8 protein-coding genes and 1 riboswitch are annotated in these 11,876 nt (G+C 65.3%); of the genes, 6 read left to right on the top strand and 2 right to left on the bottom strand.

Annotation, left to right across the window (positions count from 1 at the left end):
- Positions 1-14: 14 nt before the first annotated feature.
- Positions 15-767: a PaaI family thioesterase gene (locus IVB27_RS16315; protein ID WP_247444452.1), complete on the top strand. Its 753-nt coding sequence runs from the start codon at positions 15-17 to the stop codon at positions 765-767.
- A gap of 113 nt (positions 768-880) precedes the next feature.
- Here IVB27_RS16315 and IVB27_RS16310 read toward each other — a convergent pair whose 3' ends face one another.
- Positions 881-2,080, bottom strand: coding sequence for a TrmJ/YjtD family RNA methyltransferase (locus IVB27_RS16310; protein ID WP_247444451.1), 1,200 nt, complete (start codon positions 2,078-2,080; stop codon positions 881-883).
- A gap of 334 nt (positions 2,081-2,414) precedes the next feature.
- On the opposite strand from IVB27_RS16310, the gene IVB27_RS16305 reads away from it, so the two are divergent.
- On the top strand, positions 2,415-3,626 hold the full coding sequence (locus tag IVB27_RS16305) for an NADP-dependent isocitrate dehydrogenase (RefSeq protein WP_247444450.1): 1,212 nt from the start codon (positions 2,415-2,417) through the stop codon (positions 3,624-3,626).
- Positions 3,627-3,718: 92 nt separating this feature from the next.
- On the top strand, positions 3,719-4,213 hold the full coding sequence (locus IVB27_RS16300; RefSeq protein ID WP_247444449.1) for a DUF3455 domain-containing protein: 495 nt from the start codon (positions 3,719-3,721) through the stop codon (positions 4,211-4,213).
- Positions 4,214-4,233: 20 nt separating this feature from the next.
- On the opposite strand, the gene alaS is transcribed toward IVB27_RS16300, so the two are convergent.
- Complete coding sequence (gene alaS / locus IVB27_RS16295; RefSeq protein WP_247444529.1) at positions 4,234-6,906, bottom strand: alanine--tRNA ligase; 2,673 nt, start codon at positions 6,904-6,906, stop codon at positions 4,234-4,236.
- A 222-nt stretch (positions 6,907-7,128) separates the two neighbouring features.
- Positions 7,129-7,219: riboswitch (glycine riboswitch) on the top strand.
- A gap of 166 nt (positions 7,220-7,385) precedes the next feature.
- Here alaS and gcvT point away from each other — a divergent pair.
- From gcvT to gcvP, 3 genes are read left to right on the top strand one after another with little or no spacing between them, the layout of a single operon-like run.
- On the top strand, positions 7,386-8,534 hold the full coding sequence (gene gcvT, locus IVB27_RS16290) for a glycine cleavage system aminomethyltransferase GcvT (protein WP_247444448.1): 1,149 nt from the start codon (positions 7,386-7,388) through the stop codon (positions 8,532-8,534).
- A 10-nt stretch (positions 8,535-8,544) separates the two neighbouring features.
- Positions 8,545-8,913, top strand: coding sequence for a glycine cleavage system protein GcvH (gene gcvH / locus IVB27_RS16285; protein ID WP_247339164.1), 369 nt, complete (start codon positions 8,545-8,547; stop codon positions 8,911-8,913).
- Positions 8,914-8,930: 17 nt separating this feature from the next.
- Positions 8,931-11,795, top strand: a complete 2,865-nt coding sequence (gcvP, locus tag IVB27_RS16280) for an aminomethyl-transferring glycine dehydrogenase (protein ID WP_247444447.1) — start codon at positions 8,931-8,933, stop codon at positions 11,793-11,795.
- Positions 11,796-11,876 lie beyond the last annotated feature (81 nt).

The following is an 11,876-nucleotide window of genomic DNA, read 5'->3' as shown; positions in this document are numbered from 1 at the left end:
GAAGAGAGAGACCGATGACACCGATCATCATCGACAAGCGCTATTGCGGCCCGCCAAACTCCGGGAATGGCGGCTATGTCTGCGGCCGTCTGGCCCGGTACATTCCCGGGGCTGCGGAGGTGACGCTGCGCGCACCGTCTCCCCTGGACACGCCACTTGATGCGATCGCGACGGACGACGGCACATGGGAGCTTCGCGATGGCGGCAACATCGTCGCGACCGGGCGACCGGCAAATGTCGAGCTTGCACGTCTGGAAAAAGCCAGCTTCGAGGAAGCCTGCGCCGCCGAATTGCTGACCCCGGTCAAGCCGCACGAGCATCCCCTGCCGACCTGCTTCGTCTGCGGTCCCGCAAGGGCGAAAGGAGATGGCCTGCGCATCTTCGCCGGATTGCTCGCGCGTCACTCGCAGAGCGCCGTTCTCGCCGCGAGCTGGACACCGGATCCAAATCTGGCCGCCGATGACGGCCTGGTCGCGCCCGAATTTCTCTGGTCGGCACTCGATTGCCCCACCGGCTTTGCCTGCAACTGCGATCAGCAGAGCGGCGTCTTCGACAAGACACCGCTCCTGCTGGGGCGGATGTCAGCGCGGATCGAAGCCCGCCCGCGCCCGGGAGAGCGCTGCATCATCACAGCCTGGCCGACAGGCCGCGAGGGCCGCAAACGCACAGCCGAGGCGGCCGCGCATGATGAAGCCGGGAAGCTGCTGGCGGTGGCCCGGACGACTTGGATTGCGGTCGAGCGCGAGGTGCAGCTCGGGCGGGGGTGATATAAGCTCGATCTCGTAGGGTAGGCAAAGGCGCGTAGCGCCGTGCCCACCATTTCTGTCTCAGTTTTGTTGCGACATGGTGGGCACGCTTCGCTTTGCCCAACCTACGAGACCTATGAGCTTTGCTCGATCATCCCCTGAAGCCGCGCCAGCTCCGCGTCCAGATCGCGCTCGACATCCGCTGCCCGCATCTCGATCACACGATAATTCCGCGCTTCCAGCCACGTCCGCCGGCCTGCGCGGTCGGCGGCGATGGCCTCGCCCTCGCCCGGGTTCACCAGCTCGATCGCGATCCGGTGCGGGAACGAGACGAAATCAGGGATGTGCCGGCCGACCGGGGTCTGGCGCTTAAACGCTCCTGCGAAGCGGCGATCGCGGGTCAGGGCCTGCCAGAGCAAGCGCTCCGCATCGGTCGGGTTGCGACGAAGCAGGCGGGCGAGCCCGCGGACCGTGGAGCCGCTGTCGGAAACACCGCCGCCCTGCCCGTGCTCAGCCAGAAGGGCGCGCAGCCGCGTGGCCTGCTCGCCGTCGAGCACGCCGCCCTTGGCCGGGCCCTTGCGGCCCTCGGCGATCGCCATCACCACCCCGTGCAGGGTGTGCATGTCCTGCTTGGTCGGCTCCATCCGGCTGAAGATGTTGCGCAGGTTCACCAGCATGGTGTCGCGCTTCTCGGCCGGGCGCAAAAATTCGACCCGGTCGAGCTCGCGGATGAGGTTGTCGAAGAAGGCATGCATCTGGTGCTGCGAGGCGCGCTCGGAGCGTTCCGGCATGGCGTGTGGCAGCTCGCCCGAGGTCGCCCGCTTGAACCATTCGTAGCCGACCAGCAGCACCGCCTGGGCGAGGTTGAGCGAGGCGAAGCCCGGATTGACCGGGAAGGTGATGATGCGATTGGAGAGCCCGACCTCCTCATTGGTCAGGCCCCAGCGCTCCCGGCCGAACATGATGCCGGCCTTGCCGCCCGTGGCGACGTGCCCAGAGATCTCCGCCGCAGCCGCCTCCGGCCCGACCACCGGCTTGGCCTGGTCGTGCGGCCGGGCGGTGGTGGCGAACAAGAGGTCGAGATCAGCGACAGCCTCGCCGACCGTGTCGAACAATTCGACCTTTTCCAGGATGTGATCGGCGCCGGCGGCGGCGCGCTGGGCGGCAATATTGGGCCAGCCGTCGCGGGGGTTGACGATGCGCAAGGCGCCGAGCGCAAAATTGCCCATGGCGCGCGCGGCCATGCCGATGTTTTCGCCCAACTGCGGCTCGACCAGGATCACGATGGGACCGTCGAGGGAAAGGCCGGCCTTGCTCTTGTCAGTCCCCGACATCTCGTCTCGCTTTCACGCTGGTTCTCAAGGCCTTGTGGGAGCCGCCTCAGGAATTGATTCAGGCCGACCCGGCCGGCTGCCCCTCCGCCTGTCGTTTGCCTGTCCTGACAGAATTCTCAAGGGAAATAACGGGTTGGATTCGACTTTTAAATCTCGCCTGAAACTTCACCCCGGCCCCCCGCGGCAGGGCCGCTTCCCGCCCCCCATCTGCGGAGGCTGGATGAGCTAAAAGTGCATAATCCCTTGGCTTTCGCCGGCCGCGTCCCGGTGCTAAGAGGCGGCGGATATTCCCGTGGCGCACCAAAAGCGCCGTTCCCAAGAGGCTTCCCCGAACATGGCAAAAATCAAGGTGTCCAACCCCGTCGTCGAACTCGATGGCGACGAGATGACCCGGATCATCTGGCAGTACATCAAGGACAAGCTGATCAACCCGTTCCTGGATGTCGAGCTGCAGTATTTCGACTTGGGGATGGAGTACCGCGACCAGACCAACGATCAGGTGACCATCGACGCCGCCGAGGCGATCAAGAAGGTCGGCGTCGGTGTCAAGTGCGCCACCATCACCCCGGACGAGGCCCGGGTGAAGGAGTTCAACCTCAAGCAGATGTGGAAGTCGCCGAACGGCACCATCCGCAACATTCTCGGCGGCTGCATCTTCCGCGAGCCGATCATCTGCAAGAACGTGCCGCGCCTCGTTCCCGGCTGGAGCAAGCCGATCATCATCGGTCGCCACGCCTATGGCGACCAGTACCGCGCCACCGACATCAAGTTCCCGGGCAAGGGCACGCTGTCGATGAAGTTCGTCGGCGAGGACGGCACCGTCATCGAGAGGGAAGTGTTCAAGACGCCCGGCGCCGGCGTCGCCATGCAGATGTACAATCTCGACGATTCCATCATCGACTTCGCCCGCGCCTCGCTGAACTACGGCCTGCTGCGCAACTACCCGGTCTATCTCTCGACCAAGAACACCATCCTCAAGGTCTATGACGGCCGCTTCAAGGACATCTTCCAGGACATCTACGACCGCGAATTCAAGAAGGAATTCGAGGCCAAGGGCCTGACCTACGAGCACCGCCTGATCGACGACATGGTGGCCTCGGCCCTGAAGTGGTCCGGCGGCTATGTCTGGGCCTGCAAGAACTACGACGGCGACGTGCAGTCCGACACGGTCGCGCAGGGCTACGGCTCGCTCGGCCTGATGACCTCGGTGCTGCTGACCCCCGACGGCAAGACCGTGGAAGCCGAAGCCGCCCACGGCACGGTGACCCGCCACTACCGCGAGCACCAGAAGGGCAAGGAGACCTCGACCAACTCGATCGCGTCGATCTTCGCGTGGACCCGTGGCCTCGCCCACCGCGCCAAGCTCGACAACAATGCCGAGCTCGCCAAGTTCGCGAACACCCTGGAAAAGGTCTGCGTCGACACCGTCGAGGACGGCTACATGACCAAGGATCTCGCGCTCCTGGTCGGCGCCGACCAGCGCTGGCTCTCGACCACCGGCTTCCTCGACAAGGTCGCCGAGAACCTCGAAAAGGCGATGGCGTAAGTCGTCCGCGATTTCGCCCGACTGGGCCGGACATCTCACGGGTCGCGCCAAAGCGCGGCCCGTTGTTTTTTGCGACCCTTGGAGACGCGACCATGTCGATCAAGCTTGCCGTGCCCTGCCTTCTGTTGCTTGCCGGGCCGGCTGCGGCCGCGGACCCGCTCCCCGCCGCCATCGCCGCCCCCGGCGAAACTGTGGTGCTCAGCGTCCACGCCGAAGGCGCGCAGGTCTATGAGTGCAAGGCCGGCACCGACGGCAAGCTCGCCTGGACATTTCGCGAGCCGATCGCCACCCTGCTATACGAGGGCAAGACGGTCGGCCTGCACTATGCCGGGCCGAACTGGGAGCATGCCGACGGCAGCGCCGTGGCCGCCAAGGCCGCCGGCAACGCACCGGGCGCGACGCCGGCCGATATTCCCTGGCTGAAGCTGGAAGTGAACGCCCATCGCGGCAGCGGCGTCCTCACGCCCGCCACGACGGTTCAGCGCATCAACACCCATGGCGGCAAGCTCGACGGCGCCTGCGACAAGGCCGGCGAGTTCAAGAGCGCGCCCTATTCGGCCGAATACATTTTCCTGAAGAAGGGCTGAGGAACGAGGAGAGACGGCCCTTACGCGCCGGCTATGGCTTTTTGGATCTCCGACAGGGCGTCCAGAGCCTTTGCCCCATCAGGCCCGCCGCCTTGCGCCATTTCGGCTCGGCCGCCGCCGCCCTTTCCGCCCACGACAGGCACGCCAACCTTGACCAGGCTTGCGGCGTCGAAACGGGTTGATAGATCCTTGGTCACGCCGACAACGAGGCTGGCTTTTCCGTCAGCCGTCGTATTTGCAACCGCGACAACGCCCGACTTGATCTCTGCCTTGGCTTGATCAACGAGGGATTTGAGTTCGTCGCTCGGCAATCCCGTCACGTGAAGTTTGTAAAACTTGACGTCACCGATTTCCACGACGTTGGAATTTCCGCCGTCGCCGGCACCGCCGCCCATCGCCAGCTTCTTGCGGGCGTCGGAGAGCTCGCGCTCGAGCTTCTTACGCTCGTCCATCAATGCACTGATGCGCGCCGGGACGTCGTCGATCGAGGTGCGCAGCTCGTTGGCCGCAGTTTTCGCCAGCGCCATGGTGTCGTTGGCATGCTTGCGCGCGTAGTTGCCGGTCAGCGCTTCGATGCGGCGCACGCCAGAGGCGACCGCGCTCTCGCCCGTCAGCGTGATCAGGCCGATGTCGCCGGTGCGCCTGACATGGGTGCCGCCGCAGAGCTCGACCGACCAGCCGAGCGCGTTGGTGCCGCGCTCACGCGCGGTCCGGCCCATCGAGACGACGCGAACCTCGTCGCCGTATTTCTCGCCGAACAGCGCACGCGCGCCGGCCTCGCGGGCCTCGTCCACGCCCATGACGCGGGTCGAGACCTCGTCGTTCTCCAGCACCACGTCGTTGGCGATGTCCTCGACGCGCGCGAGTTCTTCCGCGGTGATCGGCTTCGGATGCACGAAATCGAAGCGCAGGCGGTCAGGCGCAACCATCGAGCCGCGCTGGGCGATGTGATCGCCGAGCACCTGACGCAGCGCCTCGTGAATGAGATGCGTGGCCGAATGATGCGCGCGGATCGACGAGCGCCTGCTGTGATCGACCTCGAGCTGGAGCGCGGTGCCGGGCTTCAGCTCGCCGCTCTCCAAGGTGCCGACATGAACGAAGAGATCGCCGAGCTTCTTCTGCGTCTCGGTGACGCGGAATTTGATGCCGCCCTCGCCGACCAGCACGCCGGTGTCGCCGACCTGGCCGCCGGACTCCGCATAGAACGGCGTCTGGTTCAGCAGCAGCGCACCGCTGTCGCCGGCCTTGAGGCTGTCGGTTTCCTTGCCATCCTTGATCAGGGCCGAGACGACGCCCTCAGCGATCTCGGTCTCGTAGCCCAAAAATTCAGTCGCGCCGAGCTTCTCGCGCAGCGGGAACCAGATCGCCTCTGAGGCCGCCTCACCCGAACCCGACCAGGACGCGCGCGCCTTCACGCGCTGACGCTCCATCGCATCGGCGAAGGAAGCCTGGTCGACGCTGATGCCGCGCGACTTCAGCGCGTCCTGCGTCAGATCGAGCGGAAAACCGTAGGTGTCGTACAGCGTGAAGGCGACGTCGCCATCGAACATGTCGCCCTTCTTCAAGGACGCACTCTTCTCGTCGAGGATGGCGAGGCCGCGCGTCAGCGTCTTGCGGAAACGGGTCTCTTCCAACCGCAGCGTTTCCTCGATCAGGTTTTCCGCGCGCATCAAATCGGGATAGGCCTGGCCCATCTCGCGCACCAGCGCCCATACCAGGCGATGCATCAGCGGATCTTTCGCGCCGAGCAGTTGCGCATGGCGCATCGCGCGGCGCATGATCCGGCGCAGCACATAGCCGCGGCCCTCGTTCGAGGGCAGCACGCCATCGGCGACGAGGAAGGCCGACGAACGCAGATGGTCGGCGATGACGCGGAACGAGGCGACGGTCTTCTCGTCCGGTCCGCTTCCAAGAGCGGACGCGGTCGCGTCGATCAGATGACGGAACAGATCGGTCTCGAAGATGCTGTCGACGCCCTGCATGATGCTGGCCATGCGCTCCAGGCCCATGCCGGTGTCGATCGAGGGACGCGGAAGCGCTACGCGCTCCTCCTTCGTCACCTGCTCGTACTGCATGAACACCAGGTTCCAGAACTCGAGGAAGCGGTCGCCGTCCTCTTCCGGTGAGCCCGGAGGTCCGCCCCAGATGTGCTCGCCGCGATCGATGAAGATCTCCGAGCACGGACCGCACGGGCCGGTGTCGCCCATCGCCCAGAAATTGTCCGAGGTCGGGATGCGAATGATGCGGTCATCCGAGAAACCCGCGATCTTCTTCCAGAGGCCCGCCGCCTCGTCGTCGGTGTGGTAGACCGTGACGAGCAGCTTGTCCTTCTTCAGCCCGAATTCCTTCGTGATCAGCGTCCAGGCAAGCTCGATCGCGCGCTCCTTGAAATAGTCGCCGAACGAGAAATTGCCGAGCATCTCGAAGAAGGTGAGATGGCGCGCGGTGTAGCCGACATTGTCGAGGTCGTTGTGCTTGCCGCCGGCGCGCACGCATTTCTGCGAGGTGGTGGCGCGGTGATAGGGCCGCTTCTCGACGCCGGTGAAGACGTTCTTGAACTGCACCATGCCGGCATTGGTGAACATCAACGTCGGGTCGTTGCGCGGCACCAATGGCGAGGACGACACGATCTCGTGGCCGTTCTCGGCAAAGAAGTTCAGAAAGGTCGACCTGATCTCGTTGACGCCGCTCATGTTCATCCAATCGAGTGTGCTTGGACCCGCCATACGCCATCCAAACCGCGAGTTTGGGCTGATATCTGCGGGCCAAAGCGCTTTTAGACAAGGCCAGCTTCGCTGTCCAGAAACTGTGCAACCGGATCAGTGGGTTGCCGCAGGCGCGCAATCCCGTTGGAAAGCCGCTGATGCCGCGTTGACAGGCTTGGCCAGCTTGTGGTCTCTACCCATCTGTATCGTACGGCCACGTCGGGAGAGACCGGCTTTGGGTAGCCGGCGCCGAAGGAGCAACCGCCCCGGAAACTCTCAGGCAAAAGGACCGCGTGGCTTTGACAGCATCTGGAAAGAGGCGCCGATGGGCCTAGACCTTTTAAAAGAAAGGGTTGGTCCGGACAGCGTCCGCCGACGGGATAATACTCTCAGGCACAGCGACAGATGGGGCTTCGACTGGTTGCTTCCGGGGAATCATCCCCGGGGAACCACCGAGGGCCCCTGTGATGCTTGCGCGCGACGACCAAGATTCCCTTAAGAGCACGCCCCTTCACGGGCTTCATGTGTCCCTCGGCGGCAAGATGGTGCCGTTCGCGGGCTATGACATGCCGGTGCAATATCCGGCCGGAGTCCTGAAGGAACATCTCCATACCCGCTCGTCCGCCGGCCTGTTCGACGTCTCCCACATGGGCCAGATCGCGCTCCGGCCGAAGTCGGGCAAGGTCGAGGACGCCGCGCGCGCGCTGGAACGGCTGGTGCCGCAGGACATCGTGGCTATTGCGCCGGGGCGGCAGCGCTACGCCCAGTTCACCAATGCCGAGGGCGGGATTCTGGACGATCTGATGGTCGCCAATTTCGGCGACCATCTGTTCCTGGTCGTCAACGCCGCCTGCAAGTCCGAGGACGAGGCGCATCTGCGCGCGAAGCTGTCGGACGACTGCATCATCGATTCGCTGGCCGACCGCGCGCTGATCGCGTTGCAGGGCCCGAAGGCGGAATCGGCGCTGGCGAAATTATGTGCAGAGGCTCCGTCCATGAAGTTCATGGATTCCGGCCCGCGCAAGGTCGCCGGGATCGACTGCTTCGTCTCGCGCTCCGGCTACACCGGCGAGGACGGCTTTGAAATTTCGGTTCCTGCTGGCGATGCCGAGCGGCTCGCCAAGGCGCTGCTGGACAATCCCGACGTCATGCCGATCGGGCTCGGCGCCCGCGACAGCCTGCGGCTCGAGGGCGGACTCTGCCTCTATGGCCACGACATCGACACCACGACCACGCCGGTCGAGGCCGCACTGGAATGGTCGGTGCAGAAGAGCCGCCGCACCGGCGGCGCGCGCGCCGGCGGCTTTCCCGGCGCCGAGACGATTCTCGCTCATTTCGACCACGGCGCGGCTCGTCGCCGCGTCGGGCTGCGCACTGAAGGCCGCGCGCCGGTGCGCGAGGGCGCGCTGCTGTTTGCGGACGCGACCTCGAGCGAGCCGATCGGAAAGGTCACGTCGGGCGGCTTCGGCCCGAGCCTGAGTGCCCCGATCGCGATGGGTTATGTGCCCACAGGTCAGAGCGCGCTTGGCGCACAGATTTTCGCCGAGGTGCGCGGCCAGCGACTGCCCCTGCAAATCGCCGCGATGCCTTTCGTGAAAAACACCTACAAACGCTGAGGACAAGAAAATGACCACGACGCTGTACACCTCCGACCACGAATGGCTCGCGATCGACGGCGATGTCGCCACCGTCGGGATCACCGACTACGCGCAGTCCCAGCTCGGCGACGTCGTGTTCGTCGAACTGCCCAAGCTCGGTCGCGCCCTGAAGAAGACGGAAGCCGCAGCCGTCGTGGAATCCGTGAAGGCCGCCTCCGACATCTACGCGCCTGTTACGGGCGAGGTCACCGAAATCAACGACGCCCTGGCCGCCGAGCCGGCGCTGGTGAATTCGGATGCGCAAGGCAAGGCGTGGTTTTTCAAGATCAAGATTGCCGACAAGAGCGAGCTAGGCGGCCTCATGGATGACGCCGCCTACAAGGCCCACACGGCTTAAAGACGATGGAGCAAGCGATGACCGCGCACCGCAAATCCAACGGCGATACCGCCGCTTTCGTTCGCCGCCACATCGGCCCCTCGGCACGCGACGTCACTGCAATGCTCGAGGCCGTCGGCGCGAAAAGCGTCGAGGCGCTGATGGCGGAGACGTTGCCGGCCTCGATCCGGCAGGCCGCCCCGCTCGATCTCGGCAAGCCCTTGAGCGAGACCGAGGCGATCGCGCATATGGGCGAGCTCGCCGCCCAGAACCAGGTCTTCGCCTCGCTGATCGGCCAAGGCTATTCCGGCACGATTCTGCCTGCGGTGATCCAGCGCAACATTTTGGAGAACCCGGCCTGGTACACGGCGTACACGCCCTATCAGCCGGAGATCAGCCAGGGCCGGCTTGAGGCGCTGCTCAACTTCCAGACCATGATCTGCGATCTCACCGGGCTCGACGTCGCCAACGCCTCGCTGCTCGACGAGGCGACGGCTGCCGCCGAGGCGATGGCGCTCGCGGAGCGGCACTCGCGGGTCGAAGCAAAGGCCTTCTTCGTCGACAAGGACGTGCATCCGCAGACGCTCGCGGTGATGCGCACCCGCGCGGAGCCCCTGGGCTGGACCCTGGTCGTCGGCGATCCCATCACCGATCTCGACAAGACCGACGTGCTTGGTGCGCTGCTGCAATATCCGGGAACGTCGGGCGCCGTGCGCGACCTCAGGCCCGCGATCGCAGCACTGAAGGCGAAGGGCGCACTCGCGATCGTTGCCGCCGATCTGCTGGCACTGACCCTGCTCGCCTCGCCAGGCGAACTCGGCGCCGACATCGCGATCGGCTCGGCGCAGCGTTTTGGCGTGCCGATGGGTTATGGCGGGCCGCACGCGGCCTATATGGCGGTGCGCGATGCGCTGAAGCGCTCGCTGCCCGGCCGCATCGTCGGCCTCTCCGTCGACTCCCGCGGCGCGCCCGCCTATCGCCTCGCGCTCCAGACCCGCGAGCAGCACATCCGCCGCGAGAAGGCGACCTCCAACATCTGCACCGCGCAGGTGCTGCTCGCCGTGATCGCCTCGATGTACGCGGTCTATCACGGCCCCGAAGGCTTGACGCAGATCGCCCGTAACGTGCACCGCCGCACGGCGGTGCTTGCCGCCGGCCTGCGCAAGCTCGGCTTTGCGCCGAGTAGCGAAAACTTCTTCGACACGCTCAGCGTCGATGCGGGTGCGAAGCGTGCCGAGATCGTCGCTCGCGCGATCGCCGAAAAGATCAATCTCGGCATCGGTGATGGCGCTTTGCGTATCGCGCTCGACGAGACCACCGCGCCTGCGACGGTGGAAGCGGTCTGGCGGGCCTTCGGCGGCACGCTTGCTTACGCCGAGATCGACGCCACCACGCGCGAGGCGCTGCCGGAGACGCTCAAGCGCGCGACCTCTTTCCTCACCCATCCGGTGTTCCACGCGCATCGCTCGGAGACCGAGATGCTGCGCTACATGCGCAAGCTCAGCGACCGCGACCTCGCGCTCGACCGCGCGATGATTCCGCTGGGATCGTGCACCATGAAGCTGAACGCGACCACCGAGATGATGCCGCTGACCTGGCCGGAATTCGGCTCGTTGCATCCCTTCGCCCCGCGCGAGCAGGCACGCGGCTATCACGCGCTGTTCGCGCGCCTGGAGAAGTGGCTGTGCGACATCACCGGCTATGACGCGATCTCGCTGCAGCCGAATTCGGGCGCGCAAGGAGAATATGCCGGGCTGCTCGCGATCCGCGGCTATCACGCCGCGCGCGGCGAGACGCACCGCAAGATCTGCCTGATCCCCTCCTCCGCCCACGGCACCAACCCGGCTTCCGCTGCGATGGTCGGCATGGACGTGGTGGTGGTCGCCTGCGAGAAGAATGGCGATGTCGACGTCAATGATCTCAGGGCGAAGGCGGAGAAGCACTCCAACGACCTCGCTGCGGTCATGATTACCTATCCCTCGACGCATGGTGTGTTCGAGGAGCACATTCGCGAGATTTGCGACATCGTGCATGGCCATGGCGGCCAGGTCTATCTCGACGGCGCCAACCTCAATGCGCAGGTCGGCCTGTCCCGACCCGGCGATTACGGCGCCGACGTCAGCCATCTCAACCTGCACAAGACCTTCTGCATCCCGCATGGCGGCGGCGGCCCGGGCATGGGCCCGATCGGCGTGAAGGCGCATCTCGCGCCGTTCCTGCCAGGTCATCCGGCGGCGAATGGGAATGCGCCGGTCGGCCCGGTCTCGGCCGCGCCGTTCGGCTCGGCTTCGATCCTCACCATCTCCTACATCTACATCCTGATGATGGGCGGCGAAGGCCTCAAGCGCGCCACCGAGATCGCGATCCTCAACGCCAACTATGTCGCCGCGCGCCTCGATGCGCATTTCCCGGTGCTCTACAAGAACGAGAAGGGCCGCGTCGCGCATGAATGCATCGTCGATCCCCGCGCGCTGAAGACGACGTCCGGCGTCACCGTCGACGACATCGCAAAACGCCTGATCGACTACGGCTTCCACGCGCCCACGATGAGCTTCCCGGTGCCGGGCACACTGATGATCGAACCGACCGAATCGGAGTCGAAGGCCGAACTGGACCGCTTCTGCGATGCGATGATCGCGATCCGGAAGGAGATCACCGAGGTCGAGGGCGGCCGCTTCAAGATCGAGGCCTCGCCGCTGCGCCACGCCCCGCACACGGTGCACGACATCGCGGATGACGACTGGAATCGCGCCTACACCCGCGCCGAAGGCTGTTTCCCCGCGGGCACCTCGCGCACCGACAAATATTGGTGCCCGGTGGGGCGCGTCGACAACGTCTATGGCGACCGCAATCTGGTGTGCTCTTGTCCGCCGGTGAGCGATTATGCGGAAGCCGCGGAGTAGGACCCGACGGAGGTTTCGTAGGGTGGGTTAGCGGGCGGCTGCGCGAAGGCGCAGACCGCCGGCGTAACCCACCGCTTTAGC

The organism is Bradyrhizobium sp. 197 (assembly GCF_023073375.1).
Classification (GTDB): domain Bacteria; phylum Pseudomonadota; class Alphaproteobacteria; order Rhizobiales; family Xanthobacteraceae; genus Bradyrhizobium.
This window is presented reverse-complemented; position numbering and strand designations above follow the sequence as displayed.